19 protein-coding genes are annotated in these 22,539 nt (G+C 61.7%); 12 read left to right on the top strand and 7 right to left on the bottom strand.

Going from position 1 to position 22,539, the window contains the following annotated elements:
• Positions 1 to 8 precede the first annotated feature (8 nt).
• From AC1RS8_RS09675 to AC1RS8_RS09640, 8 genes are all read left to right on the top strand, one after another.
• Positions 9 to 1,007 carry a polysaccharide deacetylase family protein gene (locus AC1RS8_RS09675; protein WP_489338758.1) on the top strand — a complete coding sequence of 333 codons (999 nt, stop codon included), beginning with the start codon at positions 9 to 11 and terminating at the stop codon, positions 1,005 to 1,007.
• Positions 1,004 to 2,308: a lipopolysaccharide biosynthesis protein gene (locus AC1RS8_RS09670; RefSeq protein ID WP_489338759.1), complete on the top strand. Its 1,305-nt coding sequence runs from the start codon at positions 1,004 to 1,006 to the stop codon at positions 2,306 to 2,308. Before AC1RS8_RS09675 ends, AC1RS8_RS09670 begins: the two co-directional genes overlap by 4 nt.
• A complete protein-coding gene (locus AC1RS8_RS09665) occupies positions 2,305 to 4,224 on the top strand; it encodes a hypothetical protein (RefSeq protein WP_340313823.1) in 1,920 nt (639 codons plus the stop codon). The genes AC1RS8_RS09670 and AC1RS8_RS09665 overlap by 4 nt, the downstream gene beginning before the upstream one ends.
• An 84-nt stretch (positions 4,225 to 4,308) precedes the next feature.
• Positions 4,309 to 4,995: an N-acetyltransferase gene (locus AC1RS8_RS09660; protein ID WP_489338760.1), complete on the top strand. Its 687-nt coding sequence runs from the start codon at positions 4,309 to 4,311 to the stop codon at positions 4,993 to 4,995.
• 4 nt (positions 4,996 to 4,999) lie between these two features.
• Entirely contained in the window at positions 5,000 to 6,199 is a 1,200-nt protein-coding gene (locus tag AC1RS8_RS09655) for a GNAT family N-acetyltransferase (RefSeq protein ID WP_429521541.1), read from the top strand.
• Positions 6,171 to 6,965, top strand: a complete 795-nt coding sequence (locus AC1RS8_RS09650) for a ChbG/HpnK family deacetylase (RefSeq protein WP_218496388.1) — start codon at positions 6,171 to 6,173, stop codon at positions 6,963 to 6,965. The genes AC1RS8_RS09655 and AC1RS8_RS09650 overlap by 29 nt, the downstream gene beginning before the upstream one ends.
• 126 nt (positions 6,966 to 7,091) lie before the next feature.
• On the top strand, positions 7,092 to 7,385 hold the full coding sequence (locus AC1RS8_RS09645) for a type II toxin-antitoxin system RelE/ParE family toxin (RefSeq protein WP_057397259.1): 294 nt from the start codon (positions 7,092 to 7,094) through the stop codon (positions 7,383 to 7,385).
• 2 nt (positions 7,386 to 7,387) lie between these two features.
• Positions 7,388 to 7,696, top strand: a complete 309-nt coding sequence (locus tag AC1RS8_RS09640; protein WP_489338761.1) for an addiction module antidote protein — start codon at positions 7,388 to 7,390, stop codon at positions 7,694 to 7,696.
• Positions 7,697 to 7,709: 13 nt separating this feature from the next.
• Here AC1RS8_RS09640 and AC1RS8_RS09635 read toward each other — a convergent pair whose 3' ends face one another.
• Positions 7,710 to 8,522 carry a class I SAM-dependent methyltransferase gene (locus AC1RS8_RS09635; protein ID WP_489338762.1) on the bottom strand — a complete coding sequence of 271 codons (813 nt, stop codon included), beginning with the start codon at positions 8,520 to 8,522 and terminating at the stop codon, positions 7,710 to 7,712.
• Positions 8,523 to 8,693: 171 nt separating this feature from the next.
• Here AC1RS8_RS09635 and AC1RS8_RS09630 point away from each other — a divergent pair, with 171 nt between their 5' ends.
• Positions 8,694 to 9,071: a hypothetical protein gene (locus AC1RS8_RS09630; RefSeq protein ID WP_489338763.1), complete on the top strand. Its 378-nt coding sequence runs from the start codon at positions 8,694 to 8,696 to the stop codon at positions 9,069 to 9,071.
• Positions 9,072 to 9,074: 3 nt separating this feature from the next.
• Here AC1RS8_RS09630 and AC1RS8_RS09625 read toward each other — a convergent pair whose 3' ends face one another.
• The 4 genes from AC1RS8_RS09625 to AC1RS8_RS09610 form a co-directional block, all read right to left on the bottom strand.
• Positions 9,075 to 10,508 carry a sigma-54-dependent transcriptional regulator gene (locus tag AC1RS8_RS09625; protein ID WP_090456413.1) on the bottom strand — a complete coding sequence of 478 codons (1,434 nt, stop codon included), beginning with the start codon at positions 10,506 to 10,508 and terminating at the stop codon, positions 9,075 to 9,077.
• Positions 10,477 to 11,970: a sensor histidine kinase gene (locus AC1RS8_RS09620; protein WP_489338764.1), complete on the bottom strand. Its 1,494-nt coding sequence runs from the start codon at positions 11,968 to 11,970 to the stop codon at positions 10,477 to 10,479. The genes AC1RS8_RS09625 and AC1RS8_RS09620 overlap by 32 nt, the downstream gene beginning before the upstream one ends.
• A gap of 102 nt (positions 11,971 to 12,072) precedes the next feature.
• Positions 12,073 to 13,173 carry an SCO family protein gene (locus tag AC1RS8_RS09615; RefSeq protein ID WP_407516523.1) on the bottom strand — a complete coding sequence of 367 codons (1,101 nt, stop codon included), beginning with the start codon at positions 13,171 to 13,173 and terminating at the stop codon, positions 12,073 to 12,075.
• 200 nt (positions 13,174 to 13,373) lie between these two features.
• Entirely contained in the window at positions 13,374 to 14,819 is a 1,446-nt protein-coding gene (locus AC1RS8_RS09610; RefSeq protein ID WP_349736961.1) for a sensor histidine kinase, read from the bottom strand.
• 280 nt (positions 14,820 to 15,099) lie between these two features.
• On the opposite strand from AC1RS8_RS09610, the gene AC1RS8_RS09605 reads away from it, so the two are divergent.
• Together AC1RS8_RS09605 and AC1RS8_RS09600 are read left to right on the top strand one after the other, a co-directional pair.
• Complete coding sequence (locus AC1RS8_RS09605) at positions 15,100 to 16,446, top strand: hypothetical protein (protein WP_493162528.1); 1,347 nt, start codon at positions 15,100 to 15,102, stop codon at positions 16,444 to 16,446.
• A 35-nt stretch (positions 16,447 to 16,481) separates the two neighbouring features.
• Positions 16,482 to 18,731 (top strand): Ig-like domain-containing protein, encoded by a 2,250-nt coding sequence (locus AC1RS8_RS09600; protein WP_489338766.1) that lies wholly within the window; start codon positions 16,482 to 16,484, stop codon positions 18,729 to 18,731.
• 601 nt (positions 18,732 to 19,332) lie between these two features.
• Here the strand turns inward: AC1RS8_RS09600 and AC1RS8_RS09595 are convergent.
• Entirely contained in the window at positions 19,333 to 20,751 is a 1,419-nt protein-coding gene (locus tag AC1RS8_RS09595) for an FAD/NAD(P)-binding protein (RefSeq protein ID WP_489338767.1), read from the bottom strand.
• Positions 20,752 to 20,766: 15 nt separating this feature from the next.
• Entirely contained in the window at positions 20,767 to 21,330 is a 564-nt protein-coding gene (locus AC1RS8_RS09590) for a helix-turn-helix domain-containing protein (protein WP_090456428.1), read from the bottom strand.
• 84 nt (positions 21,331 to 21,414) lie between these two features.
• Between AC1RS8_RS09590 and AC1RS8_RS09585 the strand changes: the two genes are divergently transcribed.
• Positions 21,415 to 22,347: a DMT family transporter gene (locus tag AC1RS8_RS09585; protein ID WP_489338768.1), complete on the top strand. Its 933-nt coding sequence runs from the start codon at positions 21,415 to 21,417 to the stop codon at positions 22,345 to 22,347.
• The last annotated feature ends 192 nt before the right edge of the window (positions 22,348 to 22,539 follow it).

The following is a 22,539-nucleotide window of genomic DNA, read 5'->3' as shown; positions in this document are numbered from 1 at the left end:
CGCGTGCCGTGGCGATCAAACAACTGTTGAAACGCACCAGTGGCTGGCTGTACCTCAACTCCCCGGTGGGGCGCAAGCAACTGCACGGCGCCGGTGTGATCCTGATGTTGCACCGAGTGCTGGCCAGCGACCAGGCCGCCGAACTGCCCCACCGCAATGAACTGTGCGTCGGGCCAAAAGCGTTTGAACATTTGCTGGTGTGGTTGAAAAAACACTTCGACTGCGTGCCGCTGATGGACATTCTGCAACCGGGTGCGCGCTCGGAGCGACCGAAAGTGGCGCTGACCTTCGACGACGGCTGGCGCGACAACGCGCTGAATGCCTTCCCGCTGCTGCAAAAACACCAGGTGCCGGCGAGCATCTTTCTGTCCACCGACTTCATCGGTAGCCGCCAGCGGTTCTGGTGGGAAAGCATCGGCGAAACCCTGTGGAACAGCCATGGCGAACAGGCACGGCAGAAACTGATCGAACGCTTGCAGCACCTGGGGCGCCCGTTGCCGACACGGTGCGATGACCCGGATCGGCAACGCCGCAGCCTAGCGTTGCTGAACTTTTTGCAGAGCCTGAAAACCCTGTCGCCGCTGGACCTCAATCGCCTGACCGACGACTGCCCGCACGAGTCGTTGCCCCAGGCGCTGGACTGGCAGCAAGTGCGCCACCTGGAAGCGTCCGGCCTGGTGCGCTTCGGCCCCCACGGTGCCAGCCACGCCATCCTCACCGGTCTCGACGATCAACGCCTGGATGAAGAGCTGAGCCGCAGTCGCCAGGCGCTGCTCCACGGCTGCAACCAGCCATTGCCGGTTTACTGCTACCCCAATGGCGACAACGATGCGCGGGTGCGCCAACAGGTGGCCAGGCATGACTTCCCGTTTGCCCTGGGTACCGGCACCGGCATTTATCGAGGGGCCGAAGATCCACTGGCCCTGCCACGCTTCGGCGTCAGCCAGCGTACCGCGCGCAATCCCGGGTTGCTGTCCTGGCGCATCTACCGTGGTGTACGCCCATGAGCGGCAACAACTACCTCAAGCACCTGGCCCTGAGCATGGGCACCAAACTGGCGATGATCGCCCTGCGCTTGCTGCGCAACGTGTTGCTGGCGCGAATTCTCGGCCCCAGCGAACGGGGTTTGTTTGCCTTGCTCAGCGCCCTGCCCGACCTGATCAGCGCGGCCACCAGCGGCGGCTTGAATTCAGCGGTAGGCTATCAGGCGGCCAAGCAACGACCGATGGGTTTGCTGCTCAGCCAGGTGCTGCTGTTCGGTTGTCTGCTGGCAGCGTTGCTGACCTTGGCGGTGGTGGCGCTGACCCGCGAGTTCGGCAGTAAACTGGAGATCACCACGCAATTGGGCCTGCTCGCCTGGCTGTTGCTGCTGGCGGTGCCGCTGACCGTGCTCAAAAGCGGTTTGCTGACCCTGCACAACGCCTCGGGCGGCGTGGTCGCCTTCAATGCCTTGCGCCTGATCGAGTCGCTGGCGCCGCTGCTGGTGTTCCTTGCCCTGTTCTGGATGTGGAAAAGCGCGGCCCTGGAAGCGGCGTTGATCAGTTGGCTGGCGGGGATCAGCCTGGTGGTGCTGGCCGGTTGGGTCTGGCTCAAGCGTGAGCATCCGTTGAGCCTGCAATGGGACCGCGCCAGTCAAAACGAATTGCTGCGCTACAGCGCCCGTAGCCATCCGGACCTGCTGTTCCAGCAAATGATCCTGCGCTCCGACTTCCTGATCATCGGCGCCCTGCTCGGCACCACGGCACTGGGTCACTACGCCATGGCCAGCGCGGCCGCCGAGTTGCTGCTGATCGTTCCGGAAGCAGTGACCACGCCGCTGATGAAGCGCCTGCTGCAACAGGAAGAAGGCATCGAAAAAGTCACGCCACTGGCCTTGCGCTTGACCGCTACGGTGATGATCGGCGCTTGCCTGAGCATGGCTGTGGTGGGTGAATGGTTGATCGTGACGCTGTTTGGCGAGGCCTACCAGCCTGCATACCCGGCGTTGCTGGCGCTGCTGCCAGGCCTGTTGGGCCTGTGCTATGCGAGCATTCTGCGCCTGGACCTGCTGGGCAAAAACCGGCCCGGCACGATTTCGTTGTTGATGGGCCTCAGCGCCCTGCTCAACCTGGCGCTCAATGTGCTGCTGATCCCGACCTACGGCATCGTCGGCGCAGCAGCGGCGTCCTCTATCGCGTACCTGGCCGTGACCCTGGCGCTGTTGGTGGTGTATTGCCGGTTGAGCCACGTGCCGGTCTGGCAAACGCTCATCGTCCTGCCCGGCGACATCGCGCCGATGCTGCTGATGCTGCAACGGAAATCGGCATGAAACACCTGTTATTGCTGGTGAGTCTTGGACTCGGGCTGAGCGCCGAAGCTGCGCCCATGCGTTGGGCCGATATCCGCGACGGCAGCCTGTACCTGCAAACGGACCGCCCCGACACCCTGACCGTGCTCTGGACCCCGGTGTGGCAGGCTGAAGCCAACGAAGAACACCTCTACTTGCTCGACGGCCAGGGCAAACTCCAGAGCGAACGACTGATTGCCGCCAATGAGCCCCGCGGTAGTCAACGCTGGAACCTGGCGCCGGACGCCGCCAGTTATCGACTGGAAATTCCTGGCTACAGCTTCCGCCGTTATACGGTTGAGCACGACGACCACACCGTCGCACTGTTCGCCCCGGCCAAGGTGCATTTCAGCGCCGAGCCCCGGGACGGTGACGAGTTGTATTTCAAGGTCGCGGCCGGTGAGCACGCGGTGCTGGCCGGTAAATTCCACGGCGGCGTCGGCGCGTTGCAAGCGCAACGCGTGAGTGACGGCCAACAACTTTCACTTTCTCTAAAGCCGTACCCCATCTATTGGCAGTTCGACAAAGTCGAGTTGCCCGTTGCAACTACCGATCAAGTCTGGCGCCTGCACCTGCGCGGTAGTGGCAAGGTCGCATTCTGGCTCGATGGCACGGCCAACCTGTTCGCCCAGAACCCGCAACAGCTCAAGCCCTTGCGCGAAGACGAAGGCCAGACCCGGCTGACGCTGCACAACGACGTGCTCGGCAAGACCCCGAACCTGGGTATCGCCCTGCCCTATGCGCAACTGCCGGATTCCGGTTTCGCCGTGCTCGATGCCCTGCAACCACAGGCTGGAACCTATTACAGTCTGGTCGACATCATGGCGACGCGGCCGCATTACGAAGACGTGTTCCGCCGGCTGTATCAGGATCGCTTGGGCATCACTCAGGACATCACCCTGCTGGCCGGCAGACAGCGCCTTGCCTACCTGCGCGCCGACACCACCAGCAACGCCGGCCTCGACGCCTGGCTCGCCGCCACACGCGCACTCGGCGGCAAGGGCACACACTACATCGGTTTTGCCGACGAACCGAACCTCAACTACCCGGACTACGCCAGCTACAAGCGCATCTTCAACAGCATGGCCTGGCAAGTGCGCAGCAACCCGGACAACGCCAAAGCCGGCGTACGCATCGCCATGCCGGCCAGCTCCCGGTTCGTCAATGGCCCGTTCGTCGACAATGCCGCCGACAAGCGCGGCATCGACTGGGCCCGACGCCTGCTGGCCGAGTCCGGCGACAAGATCGATGCACTGGCCTGGCACGAATGGATGGTCCGCGACCTGCTGGCGACCCGTGTCTACCGCGATAGCGTACGCAAAGCGGCAGAGCTGGTGGGGTTCGACGCCCAGGGACGACCGCGCAAAGCCTTGTTGCTGGACCAGACCAACATGTCCAGCGGGGCCAGCCTCAGCCCTTACGATCAGGAAACCCACTACGCCTCGTTATGGTGGGCCTCGGTCATCATCAATGCTTCCCAGGACGGCTTGCTCGATATGCTCGGCTGGTTCCAGGCTGCCGACGAACCTGAGTATCCCAAGGGTATGTTGCGCGTGCTCGGCAAGGATGAGTTCGAGCTCAAGCCCGTGGGCCTGGCGCAGCAATTTATCCGCCAGCATTGGCTACGCGATGTCATGCGCCTGGAGAACGACGCCTTCGAGGTTGACGTGCTGGCCATGTCTGCCGGGCACCAACGCAACCTGCTGGGCGTCAATAAAGGCTCACGCTTGCAGCGTGTGAGCCTGGCTGGCGCGCAATGTCCATTGCCCCATGGATCATTGCGCTATTTCGGCGCCGACAACCGCAGTCGCGACGCATCCTTCAAATGCCTGGAGGGTCGCATCAGCTTCGATTTACCAGGAGAAACCCTGTTTTCCCTCAGCTGGAGCACCTCATGAACGCCATTGATTTTTTACCGCGTGGACGATTCGTCGCGCATTGAGTCACGCCACTCACGGCCAACACCGTCGGGAGTCAAAAACATGAATGCTCTGAAAAAGCTCAGCGATCACATCAAGCAAAAAGGCCTGCGCGCCACCGTCGGCAAGTTGTGGAAACACTACGTGTTTTTCCACGAAGAACTGTTGTGGATGGAACGCGACCTGGTGAGCCCGGTACCGCCACACAAGCTTCGGCCCTATTCACCGCTGCGACTGGAAACCATCACCCCACAAAACGCCGTAGCGTTCGCCAGGCACTTCGGTGATCGCGTGGGCACCATGGCCGAGTTGGCGTCCGAAGGGTACACCGGGCACATGTACCTGGATGAAAACGGCGATACCGTGGCCTTTATCTGGGGCAGCACACGCGATTATCTCGACCGTCATTACTACGGCTGCATGTTTCCGGTGAAGCCAGGCGAGTTCTTCGAGTTCGCTCTCGAGCAGATTCCTGCCTACCGGGGCACCATGCTGTCGGTCGATTTCCAGCTGAACCTGTGGAAAGCCATGGCTGATCAGGGCTGCAACAAAGTGGTGGATATCTGCGAGTCCCACAACATTCCCGCGCTCAAGCTGCACATCCGCATGGGGTATCGCGAGCAGGGACGGATCATGAACATCTACCACCTGTTCGGCTGGCGCTTCTTTCGCGAAACCCGCTACAGCGGTTCACGCCTGGATGCCTTGCGCAAACCGGCACCCTCTCCTGTTCCAGCCGAGGCGAGCTGATCTTATGTCTGCACGATTCGAATGGCGCACTTCGCTGTGCACCCACGACTTTCCGGTAGAGGCTTACGAAGCGTTGCGCCAGCGCGTAACGGACCACACGCCGTTCAACACCCTGGCCTGGCTATACGCCTCGGAACTGGCACTCAAACCCGGCGAGCAGTTGCACGTGCTGCTCGGCTGGCAGGGTGACGAACTGGCGCTGTGCCTGCCGCTGGTGGCGTCCATGGAGCGCTTTGCGCGTTTGCCGTTTCGGGTCCTGCATCATTTGGGCTATCCCCTCGCCGACCGCCTCGCACTGCTGACGAGGCTGGACGACGACAATTTACGCCAGGCGCTGACGCTGATCCGTCAACGCCTGCCCCATGCCGTGCTGCAACTCAACGAACTGGCCGGTTCCACGGCCCAGGTACAGGCCCTGGCACCGTGGCAGGCGCTGAGTTCGACCGCCGAACATCGCCTGAGCTGTCGAGTACCGGTGCACCTGATCAGCGAGGCCGACCATCAGGAGGTCTCCGGCGACCCGCGCTACAAACTGCGCCGCGCACGCAAACGCATCGCCGCGTGCGGTGCCCAGGTGCGGCGGATTACTCCCGACGCCCTGACCATGGGGCCGCTGTTGCAAGAAATCAGTGAGGTCGAAGCGGTGAGCTGGAAAGGCGATGAAGGCGTCGGGATCTTTTCCGATGCGCGCCATCGCCAGTGGATGGACCGCGCCTTCACCGCCCTGGCGGCCCGAGGCCTGGTGCGCGTGGTGGTGCTGGAGCTGGAGGGGCGCTGCATCAGCTATCGCCTTGGCTTGCTGGAACAGGGTCGACTGTACGACTACAATCTGGCGTTCCTGCCGCAATATGCCGACCTGGGCAGCGGCCGGGTGCTGCTCGAAGAGTGGATTCGCTGGGGCCTGGAAGACAACTGGTGCTGGATCGATGCGTCGCGGGTCAGCCTGGAAAACTCCAGCCATCAACTGCACGAACGCATGACCGGGCAACTGGAACACTGGCGCTGGAGTTTTTACTCCTGGCGTCCAGGCGGTCTGGTGCTGGGGCTGGCCTTGCGGGTCTGGCAACGCTTCAAACCCCGATTGCAGCAATGGCGCACCCGACGCGCGGCGGCCGCAGTCGCAACACCCGCGGTCCACACGCCTGCGCCTACGGAAAAACTCAAGGAGGGTGCACATGCCTCGGCAAGTGATAGTCAACGCTGACGATTTCGGCCTCAGTGCCTGCGAAAACGCGGTGATCCTTGGCGCGTTCCAGGCCGGGCTCATCAGCTCCGCCACCGCCATGGCCAACATGCCGGCGTTCGAAGCGGCCTGCGTCCTGGCCCGGCATCCATTGCTCGAAGGCCGAATCGGCCTGCACTTCAACCTGACCTATGGCCGTCCGTTGAGCCAGAGCATTGCGCAGCGCCCGACGTTTTGCGACGGGGCCGGCGTGTTCGACCTCAACCTGCCCCGCACCCACCTCTGGCTCGGGCGCCGGGATCGCAACGCCGTACTGGAAGAACTCGAAGCCCAGTGGCAGCGCTGCCTGGACAACGGCCTGCGCCCCACCCACCTGGACTCCCATCAACACGTGCACAATATCTGGCCGATCGGCGAGATCGTCGCGCGCTTCGCCGCCCGCCAGGGGGTGCCGGTGCGTCTGGCGCGCAATCTGGGGCAAAACCTCAGCCTGCCCAAGCGCGTGTTCAAGGACCTGCTCAACCGTCGCCTGAGCAATCTGGCCGGTGCCACCGCCGACTACGTGTGCACCCCGGTGGATCTGCGCAACGCCGAGCCGCCACCCGATGGATTGCTGGAAATCGTCGCCCACCCGAACCAGCTCGGCGCCGACTTCGGCGATGCCTACCTGGAACCGGGAGAGTCATTGAGCGCGTTGCTGGAACAGCGTTTGCCGGGTGTGCCGCGGGTGGCCTATACCGCTGCGGGAGACGCCGCACCTCGCCGTGCGCAGGCCGTTCTGGAATAGCTCACCCCGCACTTGTTGGAGCGAGCCTGCTCGCGATGGGGTTGCCTACATCTTCCTCGGAAAAAAACCCTCTGATCGCGGAAATGTCTGACTGCTCATCCGTATCCATTTGGATACATTCGAGCAATGAATTATCTTGTCCAGCAAACCGCTACTTTCGCAGCATGGCACGCCTCGGTTCGCGACTTGCGAGCCAGGCTAGCTATCGCTCGTCGCATTGACCGCGCATCTGCGGGTAATCTTGGCGACAACAAGCCTGTCGGTGATGGCGTTTCTGAAATGCGCGTGGACGTAGGTGCCGGATACCGGGTTTACTTTACGATGCGAGGCGGTGCCGTCATTGTCCTGCTGGCCGGAGGTGACAAGTCATCTCAAACCGCCGATATCAAACGCGCAAAAAAAATGGCAAAGGAGGTTTAACCATGAGCCAGACTTTGACGACTTTCGACATGGCGGCGCTGCTCGACAGTGATGAAGCCATTAGCGAGTATCTCTCTCAGGTACTGGCAGACGGTGACAATGAGGAGTTTCTGCGCGCTATCGGCTATGTGGTGAATGCCCGTGGCATGACACAGATAGCCAAAGACTCTGGAATGGGTCGCGAAAGCCTCTACAAGGCCTTCGCGCCGGGAGCAAAACCTCGTTTCGATACGGTCCTGAAGGTCATTCATGCCCTGGGCATAGATCTCTGCGCGCAACCAGGACACACCGTCAATCACTCAAATCTATAACTGATTTTCCGCGTCATGTGGCTGGTTTCACCACCACCCACGTAAAACACAACGGCAACTGCGCTGCCTGCTGCTGATAGCGGTCATAGAGCTCTTCGCGGTTGGAGTGTGGGTATTCCCTGAAGTGACGGATCTGCAGCCCTGCCGCAATGGCGGCGCTGAAGAGGTCGCCCAGGGTGTGGGCGAACCAGTAGGACGGCGCGGCCGGCTGTTCGATCCTGCCTTCGTAGACGATCGGTTCGTGCTGCACGAACGGTTCGCGGCGGAAGTATGAGCTGGCCGGGCGAAAAGGATCGGCTGCCTCGGGGTCGAACATTTCCAGGAACGGATGGGTTTCGTACACCACCAGCGCCCCACCCGGCTTCAGCGTGCGCGCCACATGGCGGAAGAATTCGCCGATGTCCGGCATCCAGTTCAAGACCCCGATGGTGATCAGCGCCAGGTCAAAGCGCTCCTGCAGTCCGGCCGGCAAGTGGTGAATGTCCGCTTCGATGAATTGCGGCGCGTGGGGCGATCGGGACGCCAGTTCCCGTGCCTGCCCGAGAAAGGCTTCAGACTGGTCGACGCCCACCACGCTGCGCGCGCCCATGGCGAACAGCGACAGGCTTTCACGACCGTTGTTGCAGCCTAGTTGCACCACGTCCTTGCCGTCGATACCTGTCTGGGTCAGCAAAGCGGTCAGGGTGTCGTCCAGGCAGGAAAAATCCGCGTCTTCCACGCCTTTCAACAAGGCTTGCCATTCGCTGGAGTCCTTGTGGTGACGGGCGGAGTCATTCCAGGCCTCGCGGTTACTGGCGATGGCTTGTTCTTTTGTCGGCAGTTCCATTGCACGCTCCAGGGTCCGGGTCGTCGATTTGACCGGCGAAGTCTAGATCAACCCCATCCTGGCAGGTGTTGCGAACTTGTAATCCGCGCGGCAGCGACGGCTGTGCACGGCGCCAGCTATAGTTAAAGACCTTGGGGGAAGTGTGGTTAAACCGATTTAGCAGGTGTTGCCATGAAAAAGACCTACCTGACGCTTTTGCTCGCCGTCTGCCTGGGCGCAACCGCTGTCGTCCTCGCGGACGACATGCCCACCACCAACTACAGCAGCGAATTCAACTATTACGGTGCTGACCAACCCTTCGCGCACCCCGTACCACCGTCGATGAACATTGTGCCGCCGGGTTCGTACATCCCGACCGCGCCCAGGGAATTCATTCCGGTTTCAAGTGAGCACGTGTTTTCCGATTCGCGCCTGCCGACAGTGGCCGACGCCACGGTTCGGGTGTTTATCCGCTCCTACGATCCGGAGCGTGGTGTGTACGTGAACCAGGAAGTCGAGAACCCCAGCTGCATGCTGTCCTGTCTGAGGCAGGGCCCGGTGTTGCAGTGAGCCTTACCACTGGCGCTTGTCCGGACGGGCGAGGCCGAGTTTTTCGATCCGGTAGCGCAACATGTCACGGCTCAGACCCAGCAGGCGGGCCGATTTGGTGACGTTCCAGTCGGTCTTGTCGAGCATCTTGCGCACCATGTCGCGCTCCACTTCCGGCAGGTTCATGGAGTCGCTGCCGCTGAAGGACGGACGCGGTTCGCTGAAGTGTGACGGCTCGTGATGAAACATCGGTGGCTCATCCATCAGGCTCAGGCAGACGTTCAACTGATGGGCGGCGATAGTGTCGCTTTGCGCCAGCAACACGGTTTGCTCCAGCATGTTGCGCAATTCGCGCACGTTGCCCGGCCAGCTATAGCTGAGCAGCAATTCTTCGGCCTGGTTGCTGAAATGCAGGTTCGGCTTGCCGTAGCGTTTGCCATGTAGCCCCAGGAAGTGCCGGGCCAGCAGCAGGATATCGGCGCCACGGGTATACAGTCGCGGCACCTTGATGGAAATGATGCGCAGGCGGAAGAACAGGTCACGACGGAATTTGCCTTGCTGGACCATCTGTTCGAGATTGCAGTTGGTGGCGCTGATCACCCTCAGGTCGACCTTGCGCTCCTTCACTGAACCGACCCGGCGAATGGTCCGGTCTTCCAGTAGTTTCAGCAGCTTGGCTTGCAGCAGCAAGTCCATCTCACCGATTTCATCGAGGAACAGCGTGCCGCCATCGGCCGCTTCCACCAGCCCCATGCGACGATCCTTAGCGTCGGTGAAGGCGCCCTTCTCGTGGCCGAACAGTTCCGACTCCACCAGATTGGACGGGATCGAAGCACAGTTGAATTCAATGAATGGGCCTTTGGCGCGCGGGCCATCGAAGTGCAAGGCCCGGGCCACCAGTTCCTTGCCGGTGCCCGTCTCGCCTTCCACCAGCACCGGCGGCAGATCGCTGTTGGCCATGCGCCGTTCGGCGTCGAGCAACTGGGTGATGGTGCCCTTGAGGTACGCCATCGGTGCCGACTCGCCAATCAGAGCCTGCACTCCCGACTTCTGGGCCTCGCGCTCCTGGTAAAACGACAGCGTACGCTCCATGCGGTCGGTGGCCAGGGCCTTGTCCAGCAGCAACTTGAGCTCTGGCAGGGCCACCGGTTTGGTGACGTAGTGAAAGGCGCCCTCTTTCATCGCCACCACGGCGTCTTCGACATTGCCGTAGCCGGTCATCATGATCACTTTCAGATCCGGCGCGCTGATGCGCAGCTTCTGGATCAGGTCGTGACCACTCATGCCCGGCAACGAGTTGTCGGTCAGTACCACGTCAGGCGCGAAAGAACCCAATTGCTCCAGTGCATCTTCAGCCGAGTGGCAGACGGTCACCTCGAAGTCCTTGCGCTCCAGGTAAGTCTGAATATTCTCGGCGAGGATTTCGTCATCCTCGACCAGCAGAATGCTGTGCTCCATATACCCCTCCCGTTGCCACTTTGAAATTGAGACAAACACGGGTTCCTTCCTGCTCCCGGCTGGTCAGTTCGACCGAGCCGTCAAAACGCTCCATTATTCGTTTGACCAGGGCCAGGCCCACACCCAACCCACCTTGTTTGGTGGTAAAAAACGGCTTGAAGACCATTTGCTGCTGTTGTTTGGACATGCCCTTGCCGGTGTCGGTCAATGTCATTCTCACGTCGCCGGACACCGAGGAATCGATCTCGATCGTCAGCACGCCACCCTTGGGCATGGCTTCCAGTGCATTAGCAAACAGGCTATTGAGTATTTGCGTGAGCAGCACCTGCTGGCTGACGACCGGTGGCACGCTGACAGGGGAGAAACGCACTTCAACGTCCGAACGCTTGATCAGGGACTCAAAGGCACTCAGGGTGTCTTCGAGAGCCAGCACCAGGTCGACCGTTTCACAGTCGTCATTCATCGGCCGCAACGACACCAGCAATTCACGGACCCAGCGCGACATGCGGTCGACCTGACTGATGATATCGCCGATGTTTTTCTGTGCGGTCTGGCTGGCGATGTCCTGGGCCAGTTCGGCGCTGGAACGGATATTGGCCAGCGGGTTGCGCAAGCTGTGGGCGACCGCCGAGGACATCTCGCCAAGGGCGACAAAGGTCTCGTTGGCGATCAGTTGTTTCTGCTGGCTCTGCAACAGCGTCGCCGCGCGTCGCACGATCCAGAACAGCCCCAGGTAAATGGCTGCCCCACCGATCAGCGTGGCCAGCCAGATTGCCTTGAAGCCACGCTGGATACGCGCCACCAGATCCACCGGCTCCTTGTAGATTTCCACCATGGCAATCACTTTGCTTCTGTCGGCGTTGAACATCGGAATATAGTTCTCGACGAACAGGTACTCCGGTTCGCGCAGCAAGCGCTGCTCGGGACGCTCCTCATCGATTTCGTGGTAACTGGTGGACACCGGCGATTTCATTTCGAAGGATTCGTCCAGCTCAAAGTCGCCTTCGATACGCACGCCGATCAACTCGGGGTTGGTCGACCAGACCACGGTGCGGTCCAGGGAGTACACCGTCGCCAGCAGGATGTCCGGCAGATGCTTCACATGGTCAAGAAACTCAACGCGCGCGGCGGCCCGGGATACGGGGTTGACGTCGGGGTAGGCATCGTCCATGCGCGGGTCGAGCATTTCACCCATGGTTCGCCCCGGGGCAATGCCGGCATGCCGGATTTCGGCCTCGCCAATGGACTGGATGAACTGCGCGGTCAGCATCGAATCGCGCTCGATACTTTCATCGACAACAAAGCGCGTGGAGATGTAACCCAGCCCCAGCGCCACCACAGCGATGATCAGAAAGCTTGCCAGGGAGAACCAGCGCAGCAAATTGAACTGCGGCCGCCAACCCTTGCGTTGTCCTGCCGGGGTCTGCGGCGCAGCTACTTTTTGTTGTTCGAGTATCTGCATGGCTGTGTCCTGGATGCTTGAAATCGAGCCTGTTCAGCCGCTTTCAGGATCAGTGTAGGTGGCATTGATAGCCACCGACTGGCCCGCGTAATTTTTTTGACACTATTGCACCCGGGGTGTCTCGGGGTGCGCGACCGAATGATGTTGTTCAGGCTCTTCGTTACCACTGGCCAATGGCGCCGCTGGCGGATGTTGACGGTCGGTTTCTTCTTTCAGGAAATCGATGAGGGACTGGGCGGAACGCGCATCCAGTCGCAAGTTGGGCATCGAGATCCTGTTGTAGCGCTCGAACAGTTCCATCGCGATCGGGTCCTTTTCCGCGAGCATGCGGTCAGGTTCGCGGATCCAGCGGTTGAGCCAGGCCGGATCGCGCTGATAGGTCACGCCGATCAGGTCCGGGCCGATGCTGCGCAGGCCGATGCCCTGCCCGTCCAGCGGACCGAGGCTGTGGCAAGACGCGCAGCGGGTGCGAAACAGCTCTTCGCCATTGCTCGGCGGACGGATTTCGGGGGCGTCGACGTAGCTTTCCTCCACACTGGGCTGTTTCCAGTTATGCAGGGTATTGGCCAGTTGGTCGGCCAGAATCCACGGGTTTTCGAACGGCGAGGCTTTCATCCAGCGGCCCGTTGCCTGGTTGCCGACGATCAGGCTCAGGTTGTGGTCCTTGTTGCGCCCGTTATCGACGCCTTCGATGAACAGCCCCAGTTTTTTGCGCAGGTCGGTGACGTCGGCGAATTCCCCGGTGAGGAATTTCCACCCGGGCCCGACCTGGAAGCGTTGCGCATAGGCCTTGAGCACCTCGGGGGTATCACTCAAGGGGTCGATGCTGATGGAGTAGAAGAAGATGTCCTTGCCGACCCGATCCCCCAGCAGTTTCTGCACCTGGCGCATGCGCGCGGTTTCCAGGGGGCAGGAGTCACTGCACGAGGTGAAGATGAAGTTGATCACCACCACCTTGTCTTTGATCAAGTCATCGAAAAAACGCAGCTGTTGTCCGTCTTGGTCGGTCAGCAGGGTGTTGGGGAAATAGTCTGCACCCCACGGGGTGACGGCTTCAACGACAGCGGGTTCGGCAGTGGATGCCGGAGCAGGTGCAGGCGTCGACGTCGGCTGGCTGGCGACCAGCAACTGGCTGGCCAGCAAACCGGTCACCAGCATCAGCACCAGGTGCATGCCCAGGGCTCGCGAGCGTGGTGAATGCATCTCTTTTTTTTCCATCACCAGCCGCCTCGATGTGGTGAAGGGGGGTTATGGTGGTTTTGCAAGGACCTCGCCAATCATGTGTTTTTTTATAAAAACGTACTAACACTCGACAAAACAGTGATTTATCAAAATCAATGTGCAACGACCGGGCAAATGACCGGGGATTAATACCCGTTATTGGGGGTAGATCATCCCCGTTTTCAGGGGGCCAGAACAAAGGACAGGCGCACAGTGGTGCCCTCGCCTTCACTGCTGTCGAGGGTCACCGCACCGCCAAATCGCTCCATGATCCGCTCGACCAGCACCAGCCCGACCCCCAGCCCGCCCTGTTTGGTGGTGAAGAACGGCCGGAAGGCCATAGTGCGCTCTTCTTCGCTCATGCCTTTGCCGGTATCGCTCACCCTCACACTGACGTGCTGGGCATCGCGCGGTTCGATCTGGATGGTCAGGGTGCCGCCGCCGTCCATGGCTTCCACCGCATTGGACAGCAGGCTGCTGAGGAGCTGGGTCAGTTGTACGTGCTGGCTCAGCACCATGGGCGTCTGGTCCGGCTCGAACACCACGTTGACCTTGGCCTTGTTGATCTGATGCTCGTAAGCCATCAGGCTGTCATGCAGGGCCGCCACCAGGTTCACAGGTTCGGCCTCGTCATTGAGCGGTCGCAGGGACTGGAGCAACTCCCGTACCCATTTCGACATGCGATCGACCTGACCAATGATGTCGTTGATGTTCCCGTGTGCCGGACCGCTGTCGAACTCTATCGCCAGCTCGGCGCTTGAACGGATGTTCGCCAACGGATTGCGCAGACTGTGGGCGACCGCCGAGGACACCTCCCCCAGAGCCACAAAGGTTTCGTTGGTGATCAATTGCTTCTGCTGCGTCGCCAGCAGGATCGCCGCCCGCCGCACGATCCAGTACAGCCCCAGGTAAATGAGACCGCCGCCCAGGGCGGTTGCCAGCCAGATCAGCACCAGGCCGCGCTCCATGCGGTTGATCAGGTCCTGGGGTTCCTTGTAGATTTCGACCATCGCCGTGACGGTGCTGCCATCGGCGTCGAACAAGGGAATGTAGTTTTCGATGAAGGCGTATTTGGGTGGTTCCAGGAACTTCTGCTCCATGCGGGATCTATCCACACCGTGGTAAGCGGTCGACACGGAAATTTTCGAGTTGAATGCCCGATCGAGGTCTTCATTGCCATGGATCGTAATGCCCATCAAGACCGGGTTGGTCGACCAGATCACCATGCGGTCGGGGGCGTAGATGTTGACCAGAATCACGTCCGGCAAGTTTGCGATATGGTCGAGGAATTCACCACGGGCACTGACACGGGACAGTGGGTCGACGTCAGGAAAGTCCATGTCTTTTCGTGGGTCGAGCAACTCGCCCATGGTCCTGACGTTGGGAATCGACACATGGTGCACCTCGGCCGAGGCAATCGCCTGAATGAATTGTGAGGTCAATAGCGCATCGCGTTGCACGCTTTCGGTAATCACGAAGCGCGTGGATACCGCCCCCAGCGCCACCGCCACCGTGCCGATCACCAGCATGCTGACCAGTGAAAACCAGCGCAGCAGATTGAAGGGCTCCTTGCGCGTGTTCAAGCGAACTTCGCTGTCGGTCGCAAGTACTTTGGCGATTGTGGTCATGGACACGGTTCCCGGAAACCCCCTATAGGTTTATAGCCCAGCCATGGCCGTTTGGCCGAGCCTGGGGACTGCGATACCCCACCCGCCCCGCGACCCCGTCACCCCCAAAGTCGGGGATAGCTGCCCGTGCCATAACTTCCCGGCCTGCCGCCTGCGACCGCGCCAACACCTTTACTGCGGGCGTCTCACGGGCGTTTTCGCCGATTGGTATGGAAGTTGCCGAACTCCCTGCCAACTGCCCCATCCCCAAGGGGCAGGTACTTCGACAGAGGGAACACTCATGCACCCGTTACTGTGCAAAACCGCGTCCGCCCTGGTTGTGACTGCTCTAGCCCAAGGTATTGCCCAGGCCGCGCTGTTTGCCGTAGACCCCGGCCCCTACCTGCCAGCCAATGGCAATTTCGCCGCCTGGTATCAAGACAGCCACGGCCGAACCCTTGACCTGTGTTTATCAAAGGCTGTCAGTTCCAGGGTTTCCAGTGCGCCGGGCGCCCCGACTTACATGTGCTCGCTGATCCCTAATCCCGGCATTTTCGATGACACGCAACCGTTGGTCTTCCCGACCAATTTCCCCGACGAAGCGTTCTGGGCAACAGGCGAAACAACTATCGTCGATGCCGCCCGAGGCATCGACCTGACCTATGTCTCGGCGCTCGAAGCAGCCTTCAGTGGTGGGGATCCATTGGAGGGCGACCAGATCAGCTTCGCCCGGATCCGTGTTCGCATCGACGTGCCCACCGCCGGCACTTATGTCATCACCCACCCTTACGGCGTCGAAGTGTTCAACGTCGAGACTCCCGGCCGTCGGGCGATCAACATGACTCGGGACATTGGCATCGGCGCGCCAAAAACCTACAACGGCGCGCTCAAGGGCGACGTCGGGCCGTTCCTGCGCAGTGTCAATGGCCCCTACACCGAGACCAACCCGAGCACGGGCCAGGCCGAACAATTCGTCGGCGATCCGAACCTCACCGAAGCCGTCACCGGCAGCCCGTTCAACACCAACTACGTGCGCATCGAGGGCCCCAATGGCCTGGACTTGCGCACCAACCTCTTCGCTGTTTCCGGCAAGTTGTCGAAGGTGGTCCGTCCGACCCCGGTGATCGCCGAGCGCAGCACCTACTCGCGACAGGCCGGCACCAGCGCCCCGGTGGCCCAGCAGGACGTGTTCGTGATGGCCCCGCCGCCACCCGCCACCGTGACCCTGGACAGCAACAATCCGCTGCTGAACTTCACCGAAGCCAATACCACCGGCCACTGGTATGCACAGTCGCCGAACAATCCGACGTTGCCGAGCACCTTGCAGGTGACCGCCGACAACCACCTGGCCATCGCCAGCAGCGCGCCGACCATATTGCCCATGCCGTTGACCGACCTGGTGACGATCTCACGCGCCGAGTACAGCCTGAGCACCGGGCAAATCACCATCGTGGCTTCGACCAGCGATGAAACGTCGCCACCGGTGCTCACCGCCACCTCCGGCACCGGTATCGCCATCGGCGCCCTGAGTGGTGACGGCGCCGTGAAAAGCCTGGCCACCGGCATCTCGCCGATTCCGCCAGCCCAGGTTCGTGTGTCGTCCGCCAATGGCGGCAGCGATACCGAAGAAGTGGTCATCGTGCAATGAACGCCCACATGCCCGGATCCTCATCAGGAGGCATCATGAACAAATGGCCACGCCTGGCGCTCAACGCCCTGGGACTGACTCTATCGCTGACCGGCAGTGCTTTCGCGCAACTCGCCGCCGTCGATCCCGGTCCTTACACCTTTGCCACCGGGAAATTCCCGATCTGGTATCAGGACAACAATCAACTGTCGATGGAGCTGTGCCAGTCCCGCGCCGCCAGTTCGCGGGTGGCAGCCAGCGTGCCACCGGCCTACATGTGCACCCTGCTGCCGACACCGGGCATTTTCGACGACACCCTGCCAATGGTGTTCCCGGATAACTGGCCAGACGAAGCCTTCTGGTTCCTTGCCGAGACCAGCATCCCCAACAACACCGCCGGCTATGGCATGGACGTCTATGTCGCCGGGATCGAGGCTGCATTTGCCGGTGGCAACCCGCTCGATGGCGACCAGATCAGCTTCGCGCGGATTCGTCTGCGGGTGAACATTCCCGTTGCCGGGACCTACACCATTACCCACCCCTATGGCGTGGAAACGGTCAACGTCACCACCACCGGGCGCCGGGCGATCAACATCACCAGGGACGTCGGCATCGGTGCGCCGGGGGTTTTCAGCGGTGCGGTCAACGGTGCGATCGGGCCGTTCCTGCGCAGCGTCAACGGTCCCTACACCGAGGTGAACCCGGACACCGGCGCCATCGAAACCTTCGTCGGCGACCCCAACCTCACCGAAGCGGTGACCGGCAGCCCCAACAACACCAACTTCGTGCGCATCCAGGGTCCGGCCGGGACCATCCAGACCAACCTCTTCACCCTGTCCGGCAAGGTGCTCGACAACCGCGCGCAGACCGCGGTGGACATGACCCGTGCCACTTACCGCCGCATAGCCGGCACGGGCGGCAACACCACCCGGGTCGAAGTGTTTGCCAAAGCCGCCAACGGTTCGACCCTGTGCTTTCGCGAAAGCATCGCCCTGGTCCCCGGCCCGCCTGTGTCACCTTGCCAGACCAGCATGGTGAGCGATAACAATGGCGTGTACTTCGCCCAGAATCTGCTGGCCAACGCAACGGTGCCGCCGGTCGTGGTGGTCACCGCCACCAACCCCGCCGGGACCACCCGCCCGACTGCGGTGTCGAGCAAGCTCTCGGACGTGGTGAAAATCCAGACCGCCCGTTACAGCTGGAGCAACCACAGCCTGCTGATCGAGGCCACTTCCACAGACGAAGTGGTGGTACCGGACATGGTCGCCCAGGGTTACGGGCGGCTATCGAAAACCGGAATCCTGCAACGCCTGACGGTGGCTGACTTGACCCAACCCCCTGCAACCGTGACGGTCAAATCCGCTGCCGGCGGCAGTGACATCGAGCCGGTCGTAGTCGTCGGCACTGCACCGGACACCGGCGCGAACCAGGCACCGATCTCCGTCGCCGATACCGGCAGCACCAGCTTCGGCGTGCCGATCACCCTCAACCTGCTGGCCAACGACAGGGACCCGGACGGCAATACGCCGCTGAGCATTACCGCGCTGACCCAACCGGCCGCCAGCCAGGGCACGGTGGCATTGAGCGGCACTACGGCGGTGGTCTACACCCCTCCTGCTGTCGTCAACGCGCCGTTGACCACGACCTTCACTTACAAGGCCCAGGACGTCAAAGGCCTGGCCTCGACGACAGCGGCAACCGTGAGCATGACCGTGGCACCTAACCGGCCTCCGGTGGCCGTCGCCGATGCCGTCACGACACTGGGTGTGGCGATTCCAATCAACGTGCTGGCCAACGACACCGATCCAGAAGGCAATGTGCCGCTAGCCGTCGCCGACTTCACTCAACCGCTGGCAGGTCGCGGCACCGTCAGCAGAAACGGCACGGTGCTCACCTACACCCCACCGGCCACCGTCACCACGGCCTTCACCACGACCTTCACCTACTTTGCCCGGGACAGTTTCGGCGCCCAATCGACGTCGCCAGCCACGGTCACGGTGCAGGTCGCGCCACGGCCTGCTGCGGAAACCTTCGCCGTGACCACCGCAACGGTGAGAGCCCGCTCCAACAACCGCTTCACCTGGGACTTTGCCGGCACCTCATCGGTGACCACCGGCAACACCATCACCATCAAGGTCACCACTCCGACCGGGCTGGTCACCCTGGGCACCACCGCCGTACCGGCGAATGGACGCTGGCGGTTGACCGTGAACAACACCACCACGGTCGTTCCGTCGACGAACCCGACCGCCACGATCACCTCGTCCCAAGGCTCCGTGCGCACGGTGCCGGTGATCGCCAACTGAGCCCGCGCCCCATTAGCCACGCAGGTTGATGGAGCCGGTTTCAACCCTATGGAAAACCGCGGCCTCGGGTGGGGGCCACGGTTTTTTGCCGGGTGCATTGATGGAAGCAATCCAGCGGTGGTCTGGCTGCCATCACTGGAGCGGTGCCCGGACCAGGCTCACTCCCACAGGTATTCAGTACATCTGAAAGATTTCGGTCGGCTGGCAGGCCGCCATCGCGAGCAAGCTCGCTCCCACAGAAGAGCAAAAGCAGATCGGCGTACACAAACGCTCTTCACCACTCATCAGGCCGAGCGTTAGCTCGCCTGCAGCTTTTGATCTTGATCCACCCGCCCCCTCGGCAGGCTGAGTGGAGGTGTTTATCCGGGGATTGGCGCGCAGCGCCGTTCGACGCAGTCGAACACATCGCATGTAGGTGCCAGCGAAGCCAACCGGAGGGCGATGCCCCCGGAGGAATGCCGGAGCGAAGGAACCCCGAGCCTCAGCGAGGGGCCGTACGTAAGGGGCGAGACTTTTTGGTTCCTTTTGTGTCGTTTGACAAAAGGGACTCGCCGTAAGGGCGAAACCATAAGCCGCCGTTACCGCAGCAACGGATATGTACTCAGACCCCCAACCTGATCGACAGCCGCTCGGCCAACGCCTTGGCCTGGCTCGCCACATCGGTGACGGCGGTACTTTCCCACCACATACCGCGCAACGGCGGACCCATGGCAAACAACCGGCTGGCGGGCTGACCCTCGGCGTTCAGAACCGCACCATCGACCTCTGCGGCGATGCCCAAGGCCAGCGGCCCGGGCCGGACCAGGCCTCGGGCGAGCAGTTGCCGGGGCAGCGGTCGCGCGACCCGGCGCCAGTCGTATTCGATACCGCTGGAGTTGATCAGGGCGACACCGCTGACCACACAGGTCTGCGCCTCTCCCCGCCGTCGAAGGCGAATACTCACCTCGCCATTCAGCGATGGCTCGAGGCCCTGGTAAGAGGCTGCGTGAATACGTAACCGCCCTTCTTTATACAAGCGCTCAACCAGCTCGGCACTCAAGGGTGGCGAGCGGTGATGATGGCTTTCCCACCACGGCCGCACATGCCGCACGAACTGCCGACGCTGCACGTCGGTCGCCTGATGCCACAAGCGGCCGATGTGTGCCCGCACCGTGTCCAGCGGCGCCTGCCAGTCGATACCTTGGGCGATGGCGTCCCGGCAGTGCCGACGCAGTTCGCGCATCAACTGGCGAGGTGTGCGGATGCTCTGATCCTGCGCGAGAAAATCCACCCAGGCCGGTGGCTGGCGACGCACATGGGGCAGCAGCCCATGGCGGGAAAACACTTCGATCGGCCCACGATGCCCGGCCTGTTCCAGCGACACCACAGCATCGACCATGGTCAGGCCCGAGCCGATGATCATGACCGTCGCTTGCGGATCGAGTTGCCGCATGGCCGCCACATCCCACGGATCGAGGGCTGCTGCGTTCAAGCCGCTGGACCGGGTTTGCGGGGTGCGCGCGGCGGGAAACATCCCGGTGGCCAGCACCGCAAAAGCGCCCTGCAAGCATCGGCCGTCGCTCAAGGTCAAGCGCACGGCGTCTGCATCGATTTGCAAATCGACCACTTCGGCCTGCACATGCTCGACCGTCGAACCGACCAAGGCGCCCTCCGCCTGCGCTTCTGCCAGGCGCTGCCGGGCGTACAGGCCGAAAACGCCCCGAGGCGGAAACAACTCGCTGATCGGCACATGCTGCTGATCCGATTCCGGCCAGCCGCCCGCCTTGATGTACTCGGTCAGCCATTGGGTCAGGTCGTCGGCGTTGTCCGGGTCAACACTCATCCGCGCCGCATTGCCGTTGAGCGTATGACCCAGTTCCACCGCGCTATAGGCTTCACCCCGCCCCAACCCGGCCCGGGGCTCGATCACCAGCACCCGGCGCCGGCCCGGCAAACGCATCAACTGCGCCGCCAACATCGCGCCACTGAGGCCGCCACCGACAATCAGGATGTCGGCGTCATTGTTCAAGGTCTGGCCCATCCATGCACTCCCTGTTCAGATCACCACATTACGTACAAACTTCGCCGCTACCACCCCGTCGTTGCGATAACAGTGTGGCTGGTTGCTGGCAAACATAAAGAATTCACCCGCCGCGATATGCTGTGGCTGGTCGCCGAGCATAACGGTCAGGCACCCTTCGAAGACATAAATCTGCTCGCTCCAGCCATCGGCGTCCGGCTCCGACGGATACACCTCGCCCGGTTGCAGGCACCATTCCCACTGCTCGACTTCGCGGCTGGCCTGGGCCTTGGAAAGCAACACCGCCCTGCTGCCGGGGATCGTGCCGGTCCAGGCCAGCTCATTGATACGGCTGGGATCGCGGGCGTCGGGGGCCTGGATCAAATCACTGAAGGCAACGTCCAGGGCTTCGGCCACCCGGTCGAGGGTGGTCAGGCTGACGTTCTTTTCCCCTGCCTCGATCGCCACCAGCATTCGACGGCTGACACCGGACTTTTCGGCCAGCGCGGTCTGGCTCAGGTCGGCGGCATGACGTAAACGACGGACGTTTTGACTGACGTGCTGGAGGACCGAAGCCCGCTGGGTAGAATCTTTGTGCACTATATTGCTCACTGAGTGGGGTTGGGCAGTATACTGCGCAACATTCGACGCATTGTGCGTCCCCCTCCAGTAGCGTGCAAGGTCATGACGTCGGTGAATTCCCCAAAGGCTTCCTCCCGTTTTACAAGGTTCAGCAAGGCCGAATGCGTGCTGGTACTGATCACGATGGTCTGGGGCGGTACCTTCCTGCTGGTACAGCATGCGATGACCGTCAGCGGCCCGATGTTTTTCGTCGGCCTGCGCTTTGCCGCCGCCGCGAGCATCGTCGCCCTGTTTTCCTGGCGTCACCTGCGCGACCTGACCCTGTTCGAACTCAAGGCCGGGTCGTTTATCGGCGTGGCGATCATGCTCGGCTACTGCTTGCAGACGGTCGGGTTGCAGAGCATTCCCAGCAGCCAATCGGCATTCATTACCGCGCTGTACGTCCCGTTTGTGCCGTTGCTGCAATGGCTGGTGCTGGGGCGGCGCCCGGGTTTGATGCCGAGCATCGGCATCATGCTGGCCTTTACCGGGTTGATGCTGCTGTCCGGGCCGTCAGGTGCGTCGTTCAATTTCAGCCCCGGTGAAATCGCCACCTTGATCAGCGCCGTGGCCATTGCGGCCGAGATCATCCTGATCAGCACCTATGCCGGCCAGGTCGATGTGCGCCGGGTGACGGTGGTGCAACTGGCGGTCACTTCGGTGCTGTCGTTCCTGATGGTGGTGCCGACCAACGAGACGATTCCGGACTTCTCCTGGTTGCTGTTGTGCAGCGCGCTGGGGCTCGGGGCGGCGAGCGCGGCGATTCAGGTGGCCATGAACTGGGCACAGAAAAGCGTGTCACCGACCCGCGCCACGCTGATCTATGCCGGTGAGCCGGTATGGGCCGGGATTGTCGGGCGCATTGCCGGGGAGCGCTTGCCGGCGATTGCCCTGGTCGGGGCCGGGTTGATTGTGGTGGCGGTGATTGTCAGTGAGTTGAAGACCAAGGCTAAGGCTGCGCCGGCTGAGGAAGAGCTGGAGCGGGAAACACAGTGATAAGTCGCAAACTTTGCATTGCCAGATAGGCCGCCATCGCGAGCAAGCTCGCTCCCACAGTGTCTTGGGTTGAACACAAGATTGTGTGTACACCTTCATACCCTGTGGGAGCGAGCTTGCTCGCGAGAGGCCGGAACTGGCTCCCCGACCTCTCTCTGAAACAATGTGAATCAGGGCGTTTCCGTCTACCGT

The sequence above is a fragment of the Pseudomonas sp. GW821-FHT12A04 genome, assembly GCF_058807755.1.
The sequence above is the reverse complement of the archived record's forward strand: the minus strand, read 5'-3'. Positions and strand labels throughout refer to the sequence as shown.